Origin of the sequence: Novosphingobium oxfordense (assembly GCF_044029435.1) — a bacterium.
Lineage (GTDB): Bacteria > Pseudomonadota > Alphaproteobacteria > Sphingomonadales > Sphingomonadaceae > Novosphingobium.
On record NZ_CP147005.1, the window covers coordinates 762,771 to 783,490 of the forward strand.

Genomic DNA, 20,720 nt, shown 5'->3' on the forward strand with positions numbered 1-20,720 from the left:
GTGAACGATCTGAATGTCTGAGGTGCAGGACCAGTTCGAAGCCCCGGCGGAGCCAGACCGCCCCTCGCGCGCCCGTCGGCGCGTGGCGGCGGCGAGTGCGCTGGGCGTGCTGGGCCTGTTCGCTGCCTCGCTTGGCGCGGCATGGCTGATGCGCGAGCATATCGCGGACAACCTGATCGCCGATCAGCTGAAACAGATGGGCCTGCCGGCGCGCTACAAGATCGTGAAGATCTCGCCCTCCGAAGAGATCATCCGCAATGTCGTGGTCGGCGATCCCAGGCGGCCGGACCTGACCATCGACGAAGTGCGCGTGGCGACCCAAATGGCCTGGGGCATCCCCGGGATTGGCCGAATCACGCTGGTGCGTCCGCGCCTCTACGGCAGCTTGCACGACGGTAAGCTGAGCCTCGGCGCGCTGGACAAAGTGCTCGAATCGGGTGGGGGCGACAAGGATCACCCGCTGCCCGACTATGACGTGGCGCTGGTTGACGGGCGTGCGCTGATCGAGAGCGATTATGGCCGCATCGCCGCGAAGATCGACGGGGCAGGGGGCTTGCGCGGCGGGTTCGACGGTGCGCTGGCGGTGCTTTCGCCGAAACTCGCCTATCAGGGCTGCGCGGCGGGGCGCACGACGCTCTACGGCAAGCTGCGCGTGCAAGGCGAAAAGCCGACGTTCACCGGGCCGCTGCGGATGGACGGGCTCGATTGTCCGTCCCAGGCACTGCGCGCGGGCAAGTCGGCTGTGCAACTGGATCTGACGGTGGACCGCACGCTTGATGGCGTGGAGGGCCGGCTGGGGCTGGAAGGCGGCGCGGGGCGGATGGCGGAGAATCGCGTGGAGGGGCTCACCGCTTCGGGGCGCTTCACGTTCCGCAAGCGCGCGCTGACCGCCACCTACAAGCTGGCCGCGCGCGGGATCGCGACGCCGCAGGCCGCGGCGGCCTCGCTGGGCTTCGATGGGCAAGTGCGCACCGATCCCGGTTTCGTGAATATCGACATCGATGGAGATGCCACCGGTACCGGCATCGTCCCCGGTGCCATGGCCGACCGGGCGCTGACCGATCTGGCGAAGAGTGGGGAGGGCACGCTGGCCGCCCCGCTGGCGAACGGGATCCGATCCGCCCTTGCTCGCGAGGCGCGTGGATCGAAGCTCGATGCCAATGTGATCCTGCGCCGCGATGCCGGACGCTGGAGCTTGGTGGTGCCGCGCGGCAACTGGCGTGGAACCAGCGGTGCTTCGCTGCTCGCCCTGTCGCGCGTGCAGGCGGTGTTCGGGAAAGGCCGCCCGGTGATCACCGGCAACTTCGCAAGCGCCGGGCAGGGGCTGCCGCAAGTCTCCGGCCGGATGGAAACCGCTGCGAACGGCCGCCTCGCGCTCAGCGTGATGATGCCGGAGTACCGCGCGGGCGATTCGCGGCTGGCTCTGCCGCACCTCTCGCTGACGCAATCGGCCGATGGCGCGATGACTTTCGCGGGCGAGGCGCGGCTTTCCGGCGCGCTGCCGGGCGGACGGGCGGAGGGATTGGTCCTGCCTATCGATGGGCGCTGGGCAGCGGACGGTGCGATCCTGCTCTGGCCGCATTGCACGACAATCGCGTTCGACCGGCTGGCGCTGGCCAATGTCACGATCGACAAGCGGCAGCTCTCGGTTTGCCCGGCCAGGGGCAGGACCATCGTCGCGAACGATGCGCGCGGGCTTTCGATCACCGCCGGACTGCCCGGGCTGGACGTGACCGGCCGCATGGGCGGCACCCGCATCCGCGTTTCCAGCGGTCCGCTCGGCTATGCGCAGTTCCCCGGAAAGTCCGGCGCGCTGACGGCGAAGTCGGTGGCGGTGGAACTGGGCGCGGCCGATGCGCCTTCGCGCTTTCGCATCGCCCACTTGGACGCGACCATCGGCAAGGAGATCGGCGGCGCTTTCGATGAGGGCGACGTGATGCTTGCCGCCGTTCCGCTGGACTTGCACCAGACTGCCGGGCGCTGGCGCTATGCCGGCGGCGTGCTCGGCATCGAGGATGCGCACTTCACCTTGGTCGATCGTCAACAGGTGCCGCGCTTCAAGCCGATGATCGCGCGCGATGCGACACTGCGGCTCCAGAACGGCGTAATCACCGCGCAAGCGGCCATGCGGGAGCCGACGAGCGACCGCGTGGTCGTGCGCACCGATATCGTCCACGATCTCAACGCCGCCAAGGGCCACGCGGACCTCGCGGTGGACGGCATCCTGTTCGACAACAAGGTGCAGGTCAGCGAACTATCGGGATTGCTTACGGGCATCGTCTCCAACCTGGAAGGCACCGTGCGCGGCAGCGGACGGATCGACTGGAATGCCGACAAGGTGACCAGCCACGGCCGCTTCTCCACCGACGCGCTGGCCTTCGCCGCGCCGTTCGGGCCGGTGAAGGGGCTGTCGGGCGATGTCGTCTTCACCGACCTGCTGGGCTTCGTCACCGCGCCGGACCAGAAGTTGAAGCTGGCCTCGATGAACCCCGGCATCGAAGTGACCGACGGCGTGCTCTCGTTCCAGATGGAGCCCGGCTACCTGCTGCGCGTCAACGGCGCGCAGTGGCCGTTCATGGACGGCACGCTGACGCTGGAACCTTCGACCATGACGATCGGCGCGTCCGAGACGCGGCGCTACAAGCTGACCGTAAAGGGCCTGAATGCCGCGACTTTCGTGCAGCATCTGGAAGTGGGCAATATCAACGCCACCGGCGTATTCGATGGCGAACTTCCGCTGGTGTTCGACGAGAACGGCGGCCGGATCGACAATGGCTACCTGCGTTCGCGCGCGCCGGGCGGCAATGTCAGCTATATCGGCGCACTGACCTACAAGGACCTGTCGGCGATGGGCAACTTCGCGTTTGGGGCGCTGAAGTCGGTCGATTACCGGCAGATGGAGATCGGCCTCGACGGTTCGCTCTCGGGCGATATCCTCACCCGGATCAGCTTCGACGGGCTGAGCCAGGGGGAGGGCGCCTCGCAGAACTTCATCACCAAGCAGGTGGCGAAGCTGCCGATCCACTTCATCGTCAACGTGAAGGCGCCGTTCATGAGCCTGTTCGGCAACATGCGCTCGCTTTACGATGCCACGTACATCAAGGATCCCCGCCTGCTGAGCGTCGAGGCCGCCATGCAGGCGAAGGCCGCCGCAGCGGCAGCTGCTGCCGCGAAATCCACGGCTGGTCCCGCACACAACACCATTCAGCCTTCAGACAGCGAGAAAAAACCATGATCGGCCCGCAATTGACCGGAAGCGTTCCGGCTGCGACAAGCCCGGCGATGAAGTCTATCGCCCACTCGTTTTCGCAGCATTCCGCTTCCCGGTCCGGCAGGCGCGCCGTTCGCGCCGTGGCGATGGTGGCGGTTTTCGTCCCGATGCTGGCGGGCTGCATTCAGGTTACGGCGCCCGACAAGCCGATCGTGATCGAACTCAATGTCAACATCCGGCAGGAAGTGATCTATCAGCTTTCCGCAGACGCGGAAAAGACGATCAAGGACAACGAAGGCGTATTCTGATGACCAAGATCCGTTTCAGCAGTCCCGTTGCGCTCATTGGTGCGGTTGCCCTGGTTCTGGGCGCCGGCGTCGCCAGCGCCCAGGAAGCGCGCGACCCGGCTTACGCCGCCGCGCGTGCCGCCGGTCAGGTGGGTGAACAGCGCGATGGTTACCTCGGCGTCGTCGGCAGCCAGTCCGCCGCCGTGCAGGCGATGGTGCGCGACCTCAACAACAAGCGCCGCGCGATCTATACCGAGAAGGCATCCGGCAAGGGCACGATCGAGGAATATGCCTTCGCGACTGCCTGCCGCCTGATCTCGCAGACCAGCCCCGGGGAGAAGTACCAGGCCCCCGACGGCTCGTGGCAGACCCGCACCGGCGCGGCGCCCCAGCGGGATCCGCGCTGCCCGTAAGGGTGCCGCGCAGGATTAAGTAAGGTTTCGGGCCGGTATCGCTGAGAGGCGGTGCCGGCTTTTTTGTTGGGTGCGCCTCCGACATCCGTCGGAGGCTTGCGCCTCCAGCCCGCTCCCCCACCCGGCCTCCCAAATTCTACCTGTGGGGGAGGCCGGGTGGGGGAGCGGGCTGGAGCCGTGGAGAGGGCGGTTCAAATTCTCGTGAGCCGTCTCGCCGATGAAACACTCCGACACCCGTTCGACAGGGTTGTGACGGGCCTCTGACAGCAGTGATTCGCATTCGGCCGGGGAAACTCCCACTCGCGTATCGCCCTTGCGCTTTTCCTTTTCCTGGCGAATGCTGTGTTCCCGTGGGTACTTGGGCTCACGGGAATGCGTGTGAACAAGAGGCGCAGCCAGCGCCCTGCCAAGGTTGACTCGGGATAAGCCCCACCCTAAGGGGGCGGCGCCCTCGGCAGGGAGCCGTTGAACGCGTCAATCGTCCTTTGATGGAGGAGGACCTGACATGAACGACGAGCCACCTGCACGGGACCCCGTTGGCGAGGATGCGCGCCTGGAACGGCTCGACGAAAGGCTGAAAGCCCTTCGCGATCGTGAAGAGCAGCGCAACAAGCCGACCGCAGGCGTGGAAACCGACGATGCATATCGTGCCGGTAACCGCGTTCTGGCCGAATTGCTCGGCGGGGTCATCGGCGGCCTGTTCATCGGCTGGGTGATCGATCACTTCGCCGGAACATCGCCCTGGGGTCTGATGGTGATGCTGTTCCTCGGAATCTTCGTCGCCTTCAGGAATATCATACGGAATTCGAACCAGCGCCCAGATTGACCCAAAGGGGGGTGGATAAGGGCGCTGTCGTTCATTGGCGACAGGGATATTCGCGTGGCTGCCGAAGCTAAGCTCGATCCGATGCACCAGTTCCAGCTTGAAACGCTGGCCGGTGCGAATTGGAACATTGCCGGATACAACATCGCCTTCACCAACAGCGCGCTGTGGATGGCGATCGCAACCGTGGTGCTGATCGTGTTCGTCGCCGGCGGCATGAAGCGCCAGCTGGTGCCCGGTCGCTGGCAGATGGCGGTGGAAACCTTCACCGGTTTCATCGACGGCATGCTGGCCGCGAACGTCGGCCCTGGCGGCAAGAAGTACGTTCCGTACATCTTCTCGCTGTTCATGTTCATTCTCTTCGCGAACTTCCTGGGCCTGCTGCCGCTCGGCGTCCTGGGCCTGCACGCCTTCACGTTCACCAGCCACTTCTCGGCCACCGGTGTTCTGGCGGTGCTTTCGTTCGCGATCGTTCTCATCGTGGGCTTTGCCAAGCACAAGCTGCACTTCTTCTCGCTGTTCGTGCCGCATGGTACGCCGGTGGTGATGATCCCGCTGATCTTCGTGGTCGAGCTGATCTCCTTCCTCGTGCGTCCGTTCAGCCTTGGCCTTCGTCTCTTCGTTGCGATGATGGCCGGCCACGTGCTTCTTGAGGTGCTTTCGAGCTTCGTGATCAGCTCTGGCAACGCCGGTATCGGCCTGTTCGCCATCGCCGGTCTGCCCAGCTTCATCCTGATGGTCGGCATCTGCGCGCTTGAGCTGCTGGTTGCCGGTATCCAGGCCTACGTTTTCGCTCTTCTCACCTGCGTCTATCTTAACGACGCCGAGAACCTTCACTGATTTTCAGTCTCTTATCAGACTTTTCCAAAGGGAGTTTTTGTAATGGAAGCAGATGCTGCAAAGCTGCTTGGTGCCGGTCTCGCCGCGATCGGTTGCGGTCTCGCCTCGATCGGCGTGGGTAACGTTTTCGCGAAGTTCCTCGAAGGCGCGCTGCGCAACCCCGGTGCTGCCGACGCCCAGCAGGGCCGTCTGTTCATCGGCTTCGCGGGCGCCGAACTTCTCGGCCTGCTCTCGTTCGTCGTTGCCGCGCTGCTGATCTTCGCCTGATCGCACTAGCGCACTGATCCGATCCGGCCGCGCGAACCCTTTGGTGCCGCGGCCGGGCCACCGGATGCAAGATTTCTACCGGCTACCTCGGGACAGGGTGACCCATGCCTCAGATCGCACAGCTTGGCGAATATTACGCCAGCCAGATCTTCTGGATGCTGATCTTCTTCGCCATCACCTTCGTCGTCGTTGGACGCGGCATGGTGCCCAAGGTGATGGACACCGTCGCATCGCGCGACAAGCAGATTGCCGAGGACCTCGCTACCGCCGAAAAGCTGCGCGAGAGCGCCGACGCGGAAGAGGAAGCCTGGCGCACGCGTGAAAACGCGAACCGCGCACAGGCCCAGGGCCTCATCGCTTCGGCCCGTGCCAAGGCCGGTGCCGCCACCGCAGAGCGTCTGAACGCCGCGCAGGTCGGCATCGACGCCGATCTGGCCGCCGCCGAAAAGCGCATCGACGAGGCACGCCGTTCGGCCGCTGCCGAGATCGAGAGCGTTGCCGCCGACGCCACGCGTGATATCGTCAGCCGCGTTGCCGGCCTCTCGCTGGACGAGACCGCCGTGCGCAGCGCCGTGAAGGAGAGCCTGGCTCATGGCTGAGAACACTGTTGCTGAAACGGGCGCCGACGCAGGCGTTCACGAAGCCGGTGCCGCGCCGACCGCGCACGTCGCCGTCGAGCACGCGGAACCCGCGCTGCTGGGCGTCGCCCCGCCGGTTGCCGTCGTCAGCACTTCGATGCTGGTGCTCATCCTGATCATGATCTGGAAGGGCGTGCCCAAGCTGATCTCCGGCGGGCTCGATTCGAGCATCGCCCAGATCAAGGCGCACCTCGAAGAGGCAAAGACCCTGCGCGCCGAGGCGGAAGCCCTGCGCAAGGAATATGCCGACAAGATCGCGAACGCCGAAAAGGACGCCGCGGCCATGCTGGAGCACGCTCAGCATGAAGCCGAAGCGATCGTCGCCAAGGCTGAGGCCGACACCACCGAACTGATCGCCCGCCGTCACAAGATGGTGGAAGAGAAGATCTCGGCACTGGAACTGGCTACGATCACCGACCTGCGCCGCAAGGCCGCTGCAGCTGCCGCTCTGGCCGCAGGCGAACTGATCAAGGCCAACCACTCGGCCGACGCCGACAAGGTATTGGTCGACAAGGCGATTGCCGGGATCTGATCCCAAGCAGCCTTCGATCTATCGAACAAGAAAGCCTCCGTGCCGGGCACGGAGGCTTTTTTGTTGTCCCGTTGCGAGAAGCAATCGGCGGCGATGCGTAATCGTGGTTGACCTCGATCCAGTTTGGGATCAGAGGAGCGCCCGCACGGCCTTACGCGCCGCGCAAGTTTCAGGAAGCGAGGACATGTCAAGCGACAGTTCCAGTAGGACCGCACGCCCCACGGGCGCTGGCTAGTTCTCGCTGGCCATCGTCCGCCCGGGTCGTGCGGACGAAAGGTTTGAATGATGGTGAACGACCTGCTCGCCGGCGTGATGGCCGGCCCCCGGCCCGTGAAGCGCGGGCTCTACATTGCCGATATCGTCGAGATGCTGGAGGCGCTGTCTCCCGCTGAGGCTGCTGCCAAGCTGGGCCGCATGGCGGACGTGCGCGCCGTGGCGGCGCTGGACCGGCCGGAATTTTCCTGCGCGCCGGAGGTGCTGGAACTGCTGCCGTTCCCGCGCGCGGTGCGGCTTGTCTCGCAGATGGCGGAAGACCGCGCGGCCGACGTGCTGGCGGAGATGGACGAGGATTTGGCTGCGCGCTTCCTTGCCGCGCTGGCGCCCGATGTGCGGACCTCGCTTTCCAAGCTGCTGGCATGGCCGGAGGATAGCGCCGGCGGCATGATGACGACCGAGTTCGTCGCCGCGCCCGTCGATGCCACTGTGGGTGATGTGCTGCGCCTGATCCGCACGGTCGAACGCAGCCGTGAGACGGTCTATTCGGTGTTCCTTGTCGATAAGGCGGGGCGGCTCGAATCGACCATTTCGCTGCGTCGCCTGATCGCCGCAGAGCCTGACGATCCCGCGCTCGATCTCGGACGCGACCGCGAACCCGTGGTCGTCGCGCCCGATACCGATCGCGAGGAAGTGGCGAACCTGATCCGCCGTCATGACCTTCTGGCACTGCCCGTGGTGGACGAGGAGGGCCGTCCGCTCGGCATCGTCACCGTGGATGACGTGCTCGACGCGCTGGTCGAGGAGCATACCGAGGACGTGCAGAAGTTCGGCGGCGTGGAGGCGCTGGACAAGCCCTACCTCGAAACCGGCTTCCTCGCGATGATCCGCAAGCGGGCCGGGTGGCTCAGCGTGCTGTTCCTCTCCGAAATGCTCACCGCCAGCGCCATGCAGCATTTCGAGGACGAACTGGCGCGCGCCGTGGTGCTGACGCTGTTCATCCCGCTGATCATGAGCTCTGGCGGCAACAGCGGCAGCCAGGCGACCTCGCTGATCATCCGCGCGCTCGCCGTCGGGCAGGTGCGCCTACGCGACTGGTGGCGCGTGGCGCTGCGCGAATTGCCCGCCGGCATGGTGCTGGGCGCTATCCTCGGCGTGGTCGGCTTCGCGCGCATCGCGCTGTGGCAGCAGCTCGGCTTCTACGACTACGGCGAGCACTGGGTGCTGATTGCCACGACCGTTTCGGCGGGACTGGTGGGCATCGTCACCTTCGGGTCGCTGGCGGGTTCGATGCTGCCCTTCGCGCTGCAGCGGCTCGGCTTCGATCCGGCCAGCGCCTCCGCACCGTTCGTGGCCACGCTGGTCGATGTTACGGGTCTGGTGATCTATTTCAGCATTGCGCTTGCCATTCTCTCCGGGACGCTGCTCTAGCGTTCCGAGATACCCCCAACCGAAAGGAACGGCCGCCATGGCATATACCGCGAAGATCCTGCTGCTCGGCTCGGGCGAGCTGGGGCGCGAATTCGTCATTTCGGCCAAGCGCCTGGGCTGCGAAGTCATCGCCTGCGACGCCTATGAAGGCGCGCCGGCGATGCAGGTGGCGGACGGTTTCGAGGTCTTCTCGATGCTAGACGGCGACCGCCTGCGCGCCGCGATCGAGAAGCACAAGCCGGACTTCATCGTGCCCGAGGTCGAGGCGATCCGCACCGAAGTGCTGGCCGAAGTGGAGGCGGAAGGCTTCTGCGTCGTGCCGTCCGCACGCGCCACGCAGATGACTATGAACCGCGATGCCATCCGCGAAGTGGCCGCCGTCGAACTGGGTCTGCGCACCTCGCGCTATCGCTATGCCGAAAGCCTGGGCGAAGTGCTGGCGGGTGCCGAGCACACCGGGCTGCCCTGCGTCATCAAGCCGGTGATGTCCTCATCGGGCAAGGGCCAGAGCACGGTGCGCGATGCCGCCGATCTGGAGAAGGCGTGGGACTACGCCGTCGCCAACATGCGCGGCGACCGCAAGCGGGTGATCGTCGAGGAATTCGTCGCGTTCGACTACGAGATCACGCTGCTGACCGTGCGCAGCCGTGAGGGCGTCTCGTTCTGCCCGGCCATCGGCCACCGGCAGGAGCGGGGCGACTATCAGGAATCGTGGCAGCCGACGCCGATGGCGCCTGCCGCCATTGCCGCCGCGCAAGATATGGCGCGCAAGGTGGTGGACGATCTGGGCGGCTACGGCCTGTTCGGCGTCGAGTTCTTTGTGAAGGACGAGGAGGTGATCTTCTCCGAACTTTCGCCGCGCCCGCACGATACCGGGATGGTCACACTGATCTCGCAAAACCTGTCCGAATTCGATCTCCATGCCCGTGCGATCCTGGGCCTGCCGATCCCGGAGGTTACGCTTTACGGCGCCAGCGCCTCGGCCGTGATCCTGGCCGACCGGGATAGCGATTCCTTCGCCTACGAGGGCCTTGCAGACGCCTTGGCGACGCCGGGTGCCCAAGTAGACCTGCGCGTCTTCGCCAAGCCCGTGACGCGCCCCTACCGCCGTATGGGCATCGCGCTGGCGCTGGCGGAAGACACCGACACCGCGCGCCGGGTTGCGGCTGAGGCGGCGGGCAAGGTGAGCATCGTTTACGAGTGAGGTGAGGCGTTCAATCGGCTCGCCCTCGCACGGCCTGCTCGGACCCAACCTAACCCCACATCACTTCGTCGCCCCCGCGAAGGCGGGGGCCCCGCTTCCTTCGTGCATACCTCGCAAGAAAAAGCGGGATCCCCGCCTTCGCGGGGATGACGGTGGATTTTGGGAGAGGGCGTGGGCATTCCAGACCAGCCGCGGATTGGCCTTTGGTTCGCCGGGATTGGCCTGCGGTCCGCCCTATGAACCGGCGGCTTACTTTTTCCAACCGTGGACCCGCTGGCGCACCGCCGCCAGCAGTTCGTCCATCGTCGCCACCTGGGTCACGCCATAGCGCGCGGCGGTGATGTCGACGTTGCCCTTGCGCCAGAAGCCATCGGGGCAGAGCACCACCAGCTTGCCGTCGCGGGCGTGAAGGCCGAGTTCCAGCAGGCTCACCGGGCTTTGCGTGCCGGGCGCGAGGTACATGACGATCACGTCGGCGCTCTCCAGTGCGCCGAGTTCCCACTCGACCTGACGGCGGAATTCGGGTTCGCTGGCCTCGGGCTTCCACGCCGGGTTCCAGTCCGGCCGGCGCGGGTTGAGGATCACCACGTTGTCGTTCGACAGGGCCTTGATCAGATCGGCTTGCCAGTCGGTGGCGCTGCCCATGTCGATGCTGCCGCCCAGGAACACGCGCGGCACGTCATGCGTGGCGGGCAGGGCCTGTGGAGAGGTGACGATGATGCTGGATGCCATGGCCGGAGCGGCGCTCGCCAGCAAGGTGGCGAGCGCGAGGAGAGGGGCGAACTTGCGAAAGGTCATGGGTTAATCAGTTTTCAGAACGTGTTCTTGGCTTCGCGAAGGGCGGCGAAAGTCTCCACCGCGCCGTGTCCGCCCCAGCGGGCCTGAAGGGCGGGATCGTCGGCGCGCAGGAACGGGTTGGTAAGCAGTTCGCGGCCGAGCTTCGTCGGCACGGTGGGGATGCCGGCGGCGCGGGCGCGGGTGATATCTTCTGCATAGGCGGCCAGTTCGGCATTGTCCGGATCGGCATGGACCGCGAACTTCGCGTTCGAGGCGGTGTACTCGTGCGCGCAGTAGAGCATGGTTTCGGCCGGTAGAGCCTTGATGCGCTGGATGCTTTCCCAGAACTGCGGCGCGGTGCCTTCGAACATGCGCCCGCAGCCAAGCGCGAAGACCGAATCGCCGACGAAGGCGATCTGCGCTTCGGGCAGGTAGTAGGCGCAGTGGCCAAGGGTGTGGCCGCCCACGTCGATCACTTGCGCGGTCCAGTCGCCGATCTTCACCTGATCGCCTTGATCGACGCGGCGGTCGACGCCCGCGATTTTGCCGGCATCGCCTTCGGGGGCGGTGATCGTGCAGCCGGTGGCGGCCTTGATGGCGCCGTTGCCGCCCGCGTGGTCCGGGTGCCAGTGGGTGTTCCAGATCTGCGTGATCTGCCAGCCCTTGGCGGCGGCTTGTTTCAGGTACTCGTCGGCATCGGGCGTATCGATGCAGACGGTCTCACCGCTGGCGGAATCGTGCAGCAGATAGCCGTAGTTGTCGCTGAGGCAGGGGAACTGGTGGACTTCGAGCATCGGAACTCTCCTTGGCGAGTGGCGATGTAGTCCCTCATCGCGCCGTGCGAAAGGCCGGGTGAAGCCCGTAAAGCAAAAGCCCGCCCGGCCACTCCTGAGAATGGGCCGGACGGGCCTTTACTGTTTCACCTCGCGGTGAAGCTCGACAGTTCGGGTGGCGGGGCCGTCACGGGAGTAAATCCCGTGACGTCAGTCGGGCTACGCCCGCTGGCCGGCCTTCGCCCCGAGCGGAATGCAGACTGCCATTTGCGATGCAAATGTCGCCTGCATTCCTGGGCTCGGCTTACGAACGGTTCTTGAGGGCTTCGCCGAGGATGTCGCCGAGCGAAGCGCCCGAGTCCGACGAACCGTACTGTTCGACAGCTTCCTTTTCTTCGTGAAGCTGGCGAGCCTTGACCGAGAAGGTCGGCTTCTTCGAACGGTCGAAACCGGTGACCATGGCGTCGAGCTTCTGGCCGACCTGGAAGCGGTCGGGGCGCTGCTCGTCGCGGTCGCGGCCGAGGTCCGAACGCTTGATGAAGCCGGTGGCGCCATCGTCGCCAGCCTGGACTTCCAGGCCGCCGTCGCGAACTTCGAGAACGGTGACGGTGACGACTTCGTTGCGACGCAGCGAGCTGCCGCCGGTCGCGGCAACGCCGCCAGCGGCCGGAGCGCCACGCTCAAGCTGCTTCATGCCGAGGCTGATGCGTTCCTTCTCGACGTCGACGTCGAGAACAACGGCCGAAACCTGCTCGCCCTTGCGGTGCAGAGCCAGCGCGTCTTCGCCCGAGATGCCCCAAGCGATGTCCGACATGTGGACCATGCCGTCCACGTCGCCGTCCAGGCCGATGAACAGACCGAATTCGGTCGCGTTCTTGACTTCGCCTTCCACGGTCGAACCAACGGGGTGCTTCTCAGCGAAGGCTTCCCAGGGGTTCTGCTGAGCCTGCTTGAGGCCGAGCGAGATACGGCGCTTGTCCGAATCGACTTCGAGAACGACCACTTCGACTTCCTGCGAGGTCGAGACGATCTTGCCGGGGTGGACGTTCTTCTTGGTCCAGGACATTTCCGAAACGTGGACAAGGCCCTCGATGCCGGCTTCCAGTTCCACGAACGCACCGTATTCGGTGATGTTGGTGACGGTGCCGGTGAGCTTGGCGCCCACGGGGTACTTGACGGCTGCGCCTTCCCACGGATCGCTTTCCAGCTGCTTCATGCCGAGGCTGATGCGCTGGGTGTCCTGGTTGATGCGGATGATCTGCACCTTCACGGTGTCGCCGATGGCGATCACTTCGCTCGGGTGGTTGACGCGCTTGTAGCTCATGTCGGTGACATGGAGCAGGCCGTCGATGCCGCCGAGGTCAACGAACGCACCGTAGTCGGTGATGTTCTTGACGACGCCTTCGATAACCTGGCCTTCGCTCAGCTTGTCGATCAGCTCGCTGCGCTGTTCGGCGCGCGTTTCTTCGAGGACGGCGCGACGCGACACGACGATATTGCCGCGGCGACGGTCCATCTTCAGGATCTGGAAGGGCTGCGGCACGTCCATCAGCGGGGTGACGTCGCGCACGGGGCGGATGTCGACCTGCGAGCCGGGGAGGAACGCAACGGCGCCGTCGAGGTCGACGGTGAAGCCGCCCTTGACGCGGCCGAAGATCACGCCTTCGACGCGCTTGCCTTCACCGAATTCGTTTTCGAGCTTGTCCCACGCGGCTTCGCGGCGGGCGCGGTCGCGCGACAGCATCGCTTCGCCGTCGGCGTTTTCGACGCGGTCGACGTAAACTTCGACTTCGTCACCGACCTTCAGGCCGTGCTCGCCTTCGCCACGGGCGAATTCGCGCAGGGCAACGCGGCCCTCGCTCTTCAGGCCCACGTCGATGACGGCCTTGTCGTTTTCGATGGCGGTGACGGTACCCTTGACAACGCGGCCTTCGAAACCGTCGTCGGCGACGCCGCCGAGCTGATCGTCAAGCATCTTCGCGAAATCGTCGCGGGTGGGATTGGCAGAAGTAGCCATTAAAGGTTGATTCCTGTTTAGTTTTTTCCGGCCTGGCGGTTTGATCCGCCGGTCTTTCCTCCGCGCTTCGCACCATGCGAAACCCGGGCCAAAAGGGCCGACCGCCGTGGGGGCCGAATGCCGTCCACGGCGTCCTTCAAACCTTGCGGTTCTCCAGACCGGCGGCCCCTACGCGCATGAGGGGCGAAATGCAAGGAATTTGGCGCCGGATGGGCTTAGGCGCGACGGCTTTTCGTCGCATTCCCGAGCCGGTCAATCGGTGCGAAGCGCGTCCACGGCGGCGATGGCGGCGGCGATCGCTTCCTCGCGCTTGAGGTCGGACGTGTCGATCTGCACGGCATCGGCGGCGGCCACGAGGGGCGCGTCCTTGCGGTTGCGATCGCGCTCGTCCCGCGCGGCAAGGTCGGCGGTGATGGCTTCCAGCGATACGTCGCGGCCGTGGGCCTGCATTTCGAGGAAGCGGCGCTGGGCGCGTGCTTCCACCGAGGCGACGACGAACAGCTTCACTTCGGCTTCGGGTGCGATCACCGTGCCGATGTCGCGCCCGTCCAGCACCGCGCCGCCGGGCCGCGTGGCGAAGGCGTGCTGGCGTTCGTAGAGCGCCTGGCGGACGGTGGGGTGGATCGAGACGCGGCTTGCCAGCCCGCCGGTCGCTTCGGAGCGCAGCTCAGGGTCTGCCAGCAGGCCTTCAGGGAAGGCGCAGGCGGCCAGCGCGTCCACCGGATCGTCGGGGTTGCCGCCATCGAGAAAACACTGGCGGCCGACCGCGCGATACAGGAGGCCGGTATCGAGGTGGGGCAGTCCGAAATGGTGGGCGAGGGCCTTGGCAATCGTGCCTTTGCCCGAAGCGGTAGGTCCGTCGACGGCGATAATCATGCCCGGCTCATGGCCGCTCGGGGCCGGAGAGGCAAGGCCGGGGCGGTTCGAGCGGTCAGGTTTCGCGTCTGGCGGTGGTGCTTTCCCGATTCGCCAGTTCAGGGGCAAGTTCCGGACTGTCGGCGCCGTAGATCTCGATCAGTTCGCGCTCGAAGCGCCCGGAATCGCGGGCGAGCCACGCCACCATGACCACGGCGAGGCCAAGGCTGGCACCGATCAGCGGCAGGATCAGGGTAAGCGCCGCCAGCAAGGGCAGCGGCACGGCCGCCAGCCACCGGCGCAGGCTGTTCCTGTTTTCGCATAGCGCGGCGAAATGCGCCCAACTCGACTCCATGACTGCCTCCCTTCTCAGAAGAAGCTAGGCGCGCGAACCTTGTCGAATGGTAACCGGGCGAATCGGGAGTGAGAACCAATGGGTCGATTTCAGGCGCGTTTGCGCGACAGGAAGGCCTTCACCAGTCCCCAGCCGGCCACCAGTGCCCACAGCCCCTCCATCGCGATCGAAGGCAGGTTCACGTTCACCATCAGCGAAACCAGCAGCAGCACCGCGCCGACGAAGTTCAGCCCGTGCTGGAGGTAGCGGTTCGGCTCATCCTCATAAGTGATGTAGGCGTAGGCGATGATGCAGCAGGCGGTGCCGGCGAAGCCGAGGATGTTGCTGAGCCATTGCGGCAGGTCGAGGATCATGCGCGCTCCCGTCAAGGAGGCAGCGGCCAAAGCTGGGTGCTGGTGCTGCCTCCCTGAGAGAATGCCCTTATCCGGCGAGGCTGGCCAGCAAGTCCTCGAAATTGGGGAAGCTGGTGGCGATCGGACGGGTGTCGTCCACTTCCACGCCGCCGCTGCTGACGAGGCCGGCGACTGCCATCGACATGGCGATGCGGTGGTCGAGGTGGGTGGTGACCTGCGCGTCGCTGGCCGTGCCGGGCAGGGGCTTGCCGCCGGTGCCGGTGATGACGAGGCCGTCCTCGCGCTCCTCGATCTGGGCGCCGGCCAGCGTCAGGGCGACGGCCATGGCGGTAAGGCGATCCGATTCCTTGACGCGCAGCTCGTCCAGCCCGCTGGTGACGGTAACGCCCTCCGCCAGCGAAGCGGCGACGAAGAGCACGGGGAACTCATCGATCATGGCAGGCGCGATCGCGGGATCGACTTCGATGCCCTTGAGCTGCGAGTGCTTGACCAGCAGGTCCGCCACCGGCTCGCCGCCGACTTCGCGCGCGTTCAGGAACTCGATGCTGCCGCCCATCTGGCGCAGCACTTCGACAAGGCCGGCGCGGGTGGGATTGAGGCCGACGTTTTCGATCACGACTTCGCTGCCCGGCGTCACCAGCGCGGCAACGATGAAGAAAGCGGCCGAGGAGGGGTCGCCGGGCACGTCGATGACTTGCGGCTTCAGTTCGGCTTCACCCTTGATGGTGATGACGCGGGTGCCGTCGGCCTCGACAGTGACGTTGAGGTCGGCGCCGAAGCCCTTGAGCATGCGTTCGGAGTGGTCGCGCGTCGGCACCGGCTCGATCACGGTGGTGATGCCGGGGGTGTTGAGGCCGGCGAGCAGGATGGCGCTCTTCACCTGTGCGGAGGCGACGGGCAGGCGGTAGGTGATCGGCACGGCGGGCGAGGCGCCGCGTACGATCAGCGGCAGGCGGCCGCCTTCACTGGCCTCGAAGCTGGCGCCCATTTCCGAAAGCGGATCGATCACGCGTCCCATCGGGCGCTTGGAAAGCGAGCCGTCACCCGTGAAGCTGACATTAATCGGGTGGCTGGCGACCAGGCCCATCAGCAGGCGGGTCGAGGTGCCGGAATTACCCATGTCGAGCGGGCCTTCGGGCTGGAGCAGGGCGCCGACACCCACGCCGCTCACCCGCCATTCGCCGTCTCCCACGCGTTCCACCGTGGCGCCCATCGCGCGCATGGCGGCGGCGGTGGCCAGCACGTCCTCACCCTCCAGCAGGCCGGTCACGCGGGTTTCGCCGACGGCTAGGGCGCCCAGCATGATCGAGCGGTGGCTGATCGACTTGTCGCCCGGCACGCGGATTTTGCCCTTCAACGGCCCGGCGGGCAGGAAACGGCGGGGGCGCATGGGGGTGGTGGTGTCGTGGCTCACAGGCGTGCTTCTCTCGATACTGGAGGGGCGCAAAATCGCCGGGCTTTTGACAGCGGGTGCGGCCTATGGCAAGGCGCGCGCCCTGATGCGACCGGTACGCTTGATTTTGCGCGCTGGGCCTCCCATCAAGACACGGAATTCACGCCCGTACCCTTCGGGCGGGCAATATGAGGACATTTCATGGCAAAGCCTGAGTGGGGCGCCAAGCACGGCTGCCCGAAATGCGGCACCCGCTTCTACGACCTGGGCAAGGATGACCCGGTCACCTGCATCGAGTGCGGCCATTCGTGGCACCCGGAACCGGTGCTGAAGTCCAAGCAGCCGATTCCCTATGAGGAAATCCAGAAGAAGGAAGTGGTCGAGTCCGAGGATTCGGATCTGGCCGAAGAAGATCTGGACATCGACGACGACGGCGATTCGCCGGACAACGACGTCGACCTCGGCGGTGACGACGATCTCGGCATCGGCGGCGGTGACGACGATGGTGACCGCGACGAGTAAGTCTCGGATCGAGTTATCTGGAAAGGGCGCGGCGCTTCGGCGACCGCGCCCTTTCTTTTTGCGGATATGCTGAGGCTTGGCCAGGCAACGCGAGTTCTCTAATCCGCGCCATTGCAGCTCTGGGCCCGGTTGCGCGTCTTGGCCTGATGGCACCGCTTGAACTGCCGTCCCCTTTATCGCCCCCTCCTGCATCGTCGCCCCCGCGAAGGCGGGGGTCTCGCTTCTTTCAGGTAGAGGCGAGGAAGGGAGTTTCGGCACGACCTCTCTTCGTCTCCGCGTCTCCGCTTTGCTGAAAAAGAAAGCGGGATCTCCGCCTTCGCGGGGGTGACGGATGTCTGCGTCGAATGGAGTCTCCGGGAAGATAAGTCGCTGTGTTGATGGCAATTCTCTTTCCGCATCGAAGCAATTCACGGTGGCGGAAATCACCCTCGGATTGCGTGGTCCATGTCGCTTCCCGCGATGATGGAGGGAAATCGAGTAGGCACGCGCGCGGGTTTTCGGCCTGTCTCCCGGGCCTTGTCGGAAAAATGACAGGTCCATGAAAATTTCCTCTTGCCAGTCCGGAGAACCCAATCTAGAGGGCGGCCTCCCAAGCGGAGGCAAGTCATCAACGACCGGCCGAAACACGGGAAACGGATCGAACCTCCCAGGATCGATCTGATGAAATGATTGGGGCCTTAGCTCAGCTGGGAGAGCGCCTGCATGGCATGCAGGAGGTCAGCGGTTCGATCCCGCTAGGCTCCACCATTTCACCGAAATAGCCTTCCAAGGTTGCTCGAAGACGGTTATTTCGACATATCAGTTTCGCGGAAACGCGATACGCTGGCCGACGAGGTTTCGTCCGCCGGCGTTTTTCGCATAAGATTTCCGTCACGCCGGTCAGCGAGGTTTCGCCCACCGGCGTTTTTGGCGTTCTGGCGGTGAATTCCGTCGATGAGGAGTTTGGCATGTTTGACAGCCTGTCTGATCGTCTTGGTGGCGTTTTCGACAAGCTGCGCGGTCGCGGCGCGCTCAAGGAGCAGGACGTCCGCGATGCCATGCGCGAAGTGCGCATCGCGCTGCTCGAAGCCGATGTCGCGCTCCCTGTCGTGCGCCGTTTCATCGATCAGGTCACCGAAAAGGCTGTCGGCCACTCGGTCCTGAAGTCGGTCACGCCCGGCCAGCAGGTCGTCAAGATCGTCAATGACGCGCTGATCGAGATGCTTGGCGGCGAAGAGACCGCCGAACTCGATCTGGAAGCGGTTCCGCCCGTCGTCATCATGATGGTCGGTCTGCAGGGTTCGGGTAAGACCACCAGCACCGCCAAGATTGCCCGCCTCCTGAAGGAGAAGCAGGGCAAGAAGGTCCTGATGGCCTCGCTGGACGTCAACCGTCCGGCCGCACAGGAACAGCTTCGCGTTCTGGGTGAGCAGGTGGGCGTTGCCACCCTGCCGATCATCGCCGGCCAGCAGCCGACCGAGATCGCCACCCGCGCGATGCAGTCCGCCCGCCTCCAGGCCGTGGACGTGCTGCTGCTCGACACCGCCGGTCGCCTCCACGTCGACCAGCAGCTCATGGACGAGATGAAGGCGGTTGCCGCCATCGCGAATCCGCGTGAAACGCTGCTCGTGGTCGACTCGCTGACGGGTCAGGACGCGGTCAACGTTGCGCAGTCGTTCTCCGGCGAAGTCGATCTTACCGGCGTCGTGCTCACCCGTATGGACGGTGACGCGCGCGGCGGTGCGGCTCTGTCGATGCGGGCCGTCACCGGCAAGCCGATCAAGTTCGCGGGCACCGGCGAAAAGATGGAGGCCCTTGAGGTCTTCCACCCCAGCCGCGTTGCCAACCGCATCCTTGGCATGGGCGATATCGTCTCGATCGTCGAAAAGGCGGCCGAAGCGGTCAAGGTCGAGGAAGCCGAAGAACTCGCCAAGCGCATGGAGCAGGGCAAGTTCGACATGAACGACCTGCGCACCCAGCTGAAGCAGATGCAGAAGATGGGCGGCCTTGGCGCGCTGGCCGGCATGATGCCGGGCATGAAGAAGGCCAAGGCGGCGATGCAGCAGTCGGGCATGGATGACCGCGTGCTGCTGCGCATGGATGCGATCATCGGTTCGATGACGCCGAAGGAGCGCACCAATCCCGCGCTGCTCAACGCCAAGCGCAAGATCCGCGTCGCCAATGGCTCGGGCACCAATGTCCAGGACGTCAACAAGCTGCTGAAAATGCACATGGAGATGTCCAAGGCCATGAAGCAGATCAAGAAGATGGGCGGCCTGAAGGGCCTTGCTGCGATGTTCGGCAAGGGCGGCTTCGGCGATGGCGGCATGGGGGGTGCTGGCGGAGCCGGCGGCCTTGGCGGCCTAGGCGGTCTCGGCGGGGCGGGTGGATTTCCCGGCCTCGGCGGAGGTGGCGGCGCGCCCGATCTCAGCAAGTTTCTTAAGAAGTAATTTTTGAAGATTTGAAGGAAAGGTAGAACAATGTCCGTTTCGATCCGTCTGTCGCGTGGTGGCGCGAAGAAGCGTCCTTACTACAAGATCGTCGTCTCCAACTCGCGCGCTCCGCGCGACGGCAAGTATCTTGAGCAGGTCGGCACCTACAACCCGATCCTCGCCAAGGACGACGAAAACCGCGTCCGTCTGGTCGAAGACCGCGTGCGCTACTGGCTCGGCGTTGGCGCCCAGCCGACCGACCGCGTTGCCCGCCTGCTCGACAAGGCCGGCATCAAGGAGCGCGCTGCTACCGTGAACGCCAAGAAGGGCGAGCCGGGCCAGAAGGCCAAGGACCGCGCTGAGGAAAAGGCTGAGAAGCTGCGTGAAGCTGAAGAAGCTGCTGCCGCTGCTGCTGCCGCTCCGGCCGCTGAAGAAGCTCCGGCTGAAGCAGCTGCTGAGGAATCGACCGAAGCCTAAGCTTCAGGTTCGATCCAGATGGCTGGTCAAGACCGCCCTGTCACGCTTGCTGCCGTTACCGGCGCGCACGGCGTGACGGGCGAGGTTCGCCTCAAGCTGTTCGGTGAAGGCGTGGCGGCGCTCAAGCGCTACCGCGCCTTCAACGATTCCACACTCACGCTCGCCAAGCTGCGCGATGACGGCAAGGGCGGCGCAATCGCGCGTTTCGAGGAAGTGCCGGATCGTACGGCCGCCGAGAAGCTGCGCGGCACCGCGCTGACCGTTCCGCGCTCGGCGATGCCGGAACTGGCGGAGGGCGAGTATTATCACGCCGACCTGCTGGGCCTGCGCGTCGTCTCCGACGCGGGTGACGAACTCGGCATCTGCATCGGCATCGAGAACTTCGGTGCCGGTGACGTGATCGAGATCGAGCGCCCTATGGGTGAGGACGGGAAACGGCGCCGCTTCATGGTGCCGATGACTCCCGCCGCAGTTCCCGAGTGGGATCACGAACGGTTGGTCGTCAACGCCGCCTTCGCGGAAGAATAAAGGAAAGGCCGCCCTTCGGGGCGGCCTTTCTGCTTTTGGGGTCGTCGCTCACGCCAGCGCGGTCCGCACGCATATTTGATTGGCGTGCTGCGGGCAGTCCAGTGCGGCCACCAGCGGCGCCACCATGGCAAGGCTGGATCCGGCCAGAATTCCGGCGAGGATGCCGATCCCCGTCAGCCTTGCCCTGCGTGCCAGAAGCGATTCCCGTGAGGCGGGGCACTTGCCGTTCGGATCCCGGGCTTCTTCGCCCTGATCGCCGTGGTGCCCGCCGCGCAAGACGCTGCCAACTGCCTTGAGCAGCTTGCGGGCGAGGTGATCGAAATCTTCGGAAAACCGGTCATGGCCGGTATTCCACTGCTGCATGAAGTGTTGATCCTGCATTGTCCGGTTCCTCCATCGG

Annotated in this window: 22 protein-coding genes and 1 tRNA gene; 15 read left to right on the forward strand and 8 right to left on the reverse strand. The window is 65.2% G+C overall.

From position 1 onward, the window contains the following. Window positions 1-13 precede the first annotated feature (13 nt). The 10 genes from WBP07_RS03420 to purT all read left to right on the forward strand — a co-directional run bounded on the left by WBP07_RS03420 (window position 14) and on the right by purT (window position 9,859). Entirely contained in the window at window positions 14-3,235 is a 3,222-nt protein-coding gene (locus WBP07_RS03420) for a YdbH domain-containing protein (RefSeq protein WP_395394288.1), read from the forward strand. A 47-nt stretch (window positions 3,236-3,282) separates the two neighbouring features. Next, a complete protein-coding gene (locus tag WBP07_RS03425; RefSeq protein ID WP_395394289.1) occupies window positions 3,283-3,519 on the forward strand; it encodes a YnbE family lipoprotein in 237 nt (78 codons plus the stop codon). Beyond that, window positions 3,519-3,911 (forward strand): YdbL family protein, encoded by a 393-nt coding sequence (locus tag WBP07_RS03430; RefSeq protein ID WP_395394290.1) that lies wholly within the window; start codon window positions 3,519-3,521, stop codon window positions 3,909-3,911. Before WBP07_RS03425 ends, WBP07_RS03430 begins: the two co-directional genes overlap by 1 nt. A 505-nt stretch (window positions 3,912-4,416) precedes the next feature. Further along, entirely contained in the window at window positions 4,417-4,737 is a 321-nt protein-coding gene (locus tag WBP07_RS03435; protein WP_395394291.1) for an AtpZ/AtpI family protein, read from the forward strand. Between the two features lie 54 nt (window positions 4,738-4,791). Then, the gene (locus WBP07_RS03440; protein ID WP_395394292.1) at window positions 4,792-5,574 is read left to right on the forward strand and encodes a F0F1 ATP synthase subunit A; all 783 of its coding nucleotides are present in this window, start codon (window positions 4,792-4,794) and stop codon (window positions 5,572-5,574) included. Window positions 5,575-5,616: 42 nt separating this feature from the next. Continuing rightward, on the forward strand, window positions 5,617-5,841 hold the full coding sequence (locus tag WBP07_RS03445; RefSeq protein WP_142632765.1) for a F0F1 ATP synthase subunit C: 225 nt from the start codon (window positions 5,617-5,619) through the stop codon (window positions 5,839-5,841). A gap of 104 nt (window positions 5,842-5,945) precedes the next feature. After that, the gene (locus WBP07_RS03450) at window positions 5,946-6,440 is read left to right on the forward strand and encodes an ATPase (protein WP_395394293.1); all 495 of its coding nucleotides are present in this window, start codon (window positions 5,946-5,948) and stop codon (window positions 6,438-6,440) included. After that, window positions 6,433-7,011 (forward strand): hypothetical protein, encoded by a 579-nt coding sequence (locus WBP07_RS03455; protein WP_395394294.1) that lies wholly within the window; start codon window positions 6,433-6,435, stop codon window positions 7,009-7,011. Before WBP07_RS03450 ends, WBP07_RS03455 begins: the two co-directional genes overlap by 8 nt. Window positions 7,012-7,293: 282 nt before the next feature. Beyond that, a complete protein-coding gene (mgtE, locus tag WBP07_RS03460; protein ID WP_395394295.1) occupies window positions 7,294-8,655 on the forward strand; it encodes a magnesium transporter in 1,362 nt (453 codons plus the stop codon). 37 nt (window positions 8,656-8,692) lie between these two features. After that, on the forward strand, window positions 8,693-9,859 hold the full coding sequence (gene purT, locus WBP07_RS03465; protein WP_395394296.1) for a formate-dependent phosphoribosylglycinamide formyltransferase: 1,167 nt from the start codon (window positions 8,693-8,695) through the stop codon (window positions 9,857-9,859). Window positions 9,860-10,108: 249 nt separating this feature from the next. Here purT and WBP07_RS03470 read toward each other — a convergent pair whose 3' ends face one another. The 7 genes from WBP07_RS03470 to aroA form a co-directional block, all read right to left on the reverse strand. Beyond that, a complete protein-coding gene (locus tag WBP07_RS03470) occupies window positions 10,109-10,657 on the reverse strand; it encodes a nucleoside 2-deoxyribosyltransferase domain-containing protein (RefSeq protein ID WP_395394297.1) in 549 nt (182 codons plus the stop codon). Between the two features lie 14 nt (window positions 10,658-10,671). Beyond that, window positions 10,672-11,430 (reverse strand): hydroxyacylglutathione hydrolase, encoded by a 759-nt coding sequence (gene gloB / locus WBP07_RS03475; RefSeq protein ID WP_395394298.1) that lies wholly within the window; start codon window positions 11,428-11,430, stop codon window positions 10,672-10,674. Between the two features lie 283 nt (window positions 11,431-11,713). Then, complete coding sequence (gene rpsA, locus WBP07_RS03480) at window positions 11,714-13,426, reverse strand: 30S ribosomal protein S1 (protein WP_395327116.1); 1,713 nt, start codon at window positions 13,424-13,426, stop codon at window positions 11,714-11,716. Window positions 13,427-13,678: 252 nt separating this feature from the next. After that, on the reverse strand, window positions 13,679-14,302 hold the full coding sequence (locus WBP07_RS03485; RefSeq protein ID WP_395394299.1) for a (d)CMP kinase: 624 nt from the start codon (window positions 14,300-14,302) through the stop codon (window positions 13,679-13,681). Between the two features lie 55 nt (window positions 14,303-14,357). Further along, window positions 14,358-14,636, reverse strand: a complete 279-nt coding sequence (locus tag WBP07_RS03490; RefSeq protein ID WP_395394300.1) for a hypothetical protein — start codon at window positions 14,634-14,636, stop codon at window positions 14,358-14,360. A gap of 89 nt (window positions 14,637-14,725) precedes the next feature. Further along, entirely contained in the window at window positions 14,726-14,989 is a 264-nt protein-coding gene (locus WBP07_RS03495; RefSeq protein WP_395394301.1) for a permease, read from the reverse strand. Window positions 14,990-15,056: 67 nt separating this feature from the next. After that, on the reverse strand, window positions 15,057-16,379 hold the full coding sequence (aroA, locus tag WBP07_RS03500; RefSeq protein ID WP_395395713.1) for a 3-phosphoshikimate 1-carboxyvinyltransferase: 1,323 nt from the start codon (window positions 16,377-16,379) through the stop codon (window positions 15,057-15,059). Between the two features lie 204 nt (window positions 16,380-16,583). On the opposite strand from aroA, the gene WBP07_RS03505 reads away from it, so the two are divergent. The 5 genes from WBP07_RS03505 (at window position 16,584) to rimM (ending at window position 20,320) form a co-directional block, all read left to right on the forward strand. Then, on the forward strand, window positions 16,584-16,904 hold the full coding sequence (locus WBP07_RS03505) for a TIGR02300 family protein (RefSeq protein ID WP_395394302.1): 321 nt from the start codon (window positions 16,584-16,586) through the stop codon (window positions 16,902-16,904). A gap of 671 nt (window positions 16,905-17,575) precedes the next feature. After that, window positions 17,576-17,651, forward strand: a tRNA-Ala gene (locus tag WBP07_RS03510). A 200-nt stretch (window positions 17,652-17,851) separates the two neighbouring features. Beyond that, a complete protein-coding gene (gene ffh, locus WBP07_RS03515) occupies window positions 17,852-19,333 on the forward strand; it encodes a signal recognition particle protein (RefSeq protein ID WP_395394303.1) in 1,482 nt (493 codons plus the stop codon). 30 nt (window positions 19,334-19,363) lie between these two features. Continuing rightward, window positions 19,364-19,792 carry a 30S ribosomal protein S16 gene (rpsP, locus tag WBP07_RS03520; RefSeq protein WP_086493416.1) on the forward strand — a complete coding sequence of 143 codons (429 nt, stop codon included), beginning with the start codon at window positions 19,364-19,366 and terminating at the stop codon, window positions 19,790-19,792. 18 nt (window positions 19,793-19,810) lie between these two features. After that, window positions 19,811-20,320: a ribosome maturation factor RimM gene (rimM, locus tag WBP07_RS03525; RefSeq protein ID WP_395394304.1), complete on the forward strand. Its 510-nt coding sequence runs from the start codon at window positions 19,811-19,813 to the stop codon at window positions 20,318-20,320. A gap of 48 nt (window positions 20,321-20,368) precedes the next feature. Here the strand turns inward: rimM and WBP07_RS03530 are convergent, their stop codons facing one another. After that, window positions 20,369-20,701 (reverse strand): hypothetical protein, encoded by a 333-nt coding sequence (locus tag WBP07_RS03530; protein ID WP_395394305.1) that lies wholly within the window; start codon window positions 20,699-20,701, stop codon window positions 20,369-20,371. Between the last annotated feature and the right edge of the window lie 19 nt (window positions 20,702-20,720).

Coding starts and splice junctions, on each gene's coding strand:
- WBP07_RS03420 (WP_395394288.1), top strand. CDS start 14: ATGTCTGAGGTGCAGGACCAGTTCGAAGCCCCGGCGGAGCCAGACCGC.
- WBP07_RS03425 (WP_395394289.1), top strand. CDS start 3,283: ATGAAGTCTATCGCCCACTCGTTTTCGCAGCATTCCGCTTCCCGGTCC.
- WBP07_RS03430 (WP_395394290.1), top strand. CDS start 3,519: ATGACCAAGATCCGTTTCAGCAGTCCCGTTGCGCTCATTGGTGCGGTT.
- WBP07_RS03435 (WP_395394291.1), top strand. CDS start 4,417: ATGAACGACGAGCCACCTGCACGGGACCCCGTTGGCGAGGATGCGCGC.
- WBP07_RS03445 (WP_142632765.1), top strand. CDS start 5,617: ATGGAAGCAGATGCTGCAAAGCTGCTTGGTGCCGGTCTCGCCGCGATC.
- WBP07_RS03450 (WP_395394293.1), top strand. CDS start 5,946: ATGCCTCAGATCGCACAGCTTGGCGAATATTACGCCAGCCAGATCTTC.
- WBP07_RS03455 (WP_395394294.1), top strand. CDS start 6,433: ATGGCTGAGAACACTGTTGCTGAAACGGGCGCCGACGCAGGCGTTCAC.
- mgtE (WP_395394295.1), top strand. CDS start 7,294: ATGATGGTGAACGACCTGCTCGCCGGCGTGATGGCCGGCCCCCGGCCC.
- purT (WP_395394296.1), top strand. CDS start 8,693: ATGGCATATACCGCGAAGATCCTGCTGCTCGGCTCGGGCGAGCTGGGG.
- WBP07_RS03470 (WP_395394297.1), bottom strand. CDS start 10,657: ATGACCTTTCGCAAGTTCGCCCCTCTCCTCGCGCTCGCCACCTTGCTG.
- gloB (WP_395394298.1), bottom strand. CDS start 11,430: ATGCTCGAAGTCCACCAGTTCCCCTGCCTCAGCGACAACTACGGCTAT.
- rpsA (WP_395327116.1), bottom strand. CDS start 13,426: ATGGCTACTTCTGCCAATCCCACCCGCGACGATTTCGCGAAGATGCTT.
- WBP07_RS03485 (WP_395394299.1), bottom strand. CDS start 14,302: ATGATTATCGCCGTCGACGGACCTACCGCTTCGGGCAAAGGCACGATT.
- WBP07_RS03490 (WP_395394300.1), bottom strand. CDS start 14,636: ATGGAGTCGAGTTGGGCGCATTTCGCCGCGCTATGCGAAAACAGGAAC.
- WBP07_RS03495 (WP_395394301.1), bottom strand. CDS start 14,989: ATGATCCTCGACCTGCCGCAATGGCTCAGCAACATCCTCGGCTTCGCC.
- aroA (WP_395395713.1), bottom strand. CDS start 16,379: ATGCGCCCCCGCCGTTTCCTGCCCGCCGGGCCGTTGAAGGGCAAAATC.
- WBP07_RS03505 (WP_395394302.1), top strand. CDS start 16,584: ATGGCAAAGCCTGAGTGGGGCGCCAAGCACGGCTGCCCGAAATGCGGC.
- ffh (WP_395394303.1), top strand. CDS start 17,852: ATGTTTGACAGCCTGTCTGATCGTCTTGGTGGCGTTTTCGACAAGCTG.
- rpsP (WP_086493416.1), top strand. CDS start 19,364: ATGTCCGTTTCGATCCGTCTGTCGCGTGGTGGCGCGAAGAAGCGTCCT.
- rimM (WP_395394304.1), top strand. CDS start 19,811: ATGGCTGGTCAAGACCGCCCTGTCACGCTTGCTGCCGTTACCGGCGCG.
- WBP07_RS03530 (WP_395394305.1), bottom strand. CDS start 20,701: ATGCAGGATCAACACTTCATGCAGCAGTGGAATACCGGCCATGACCGG.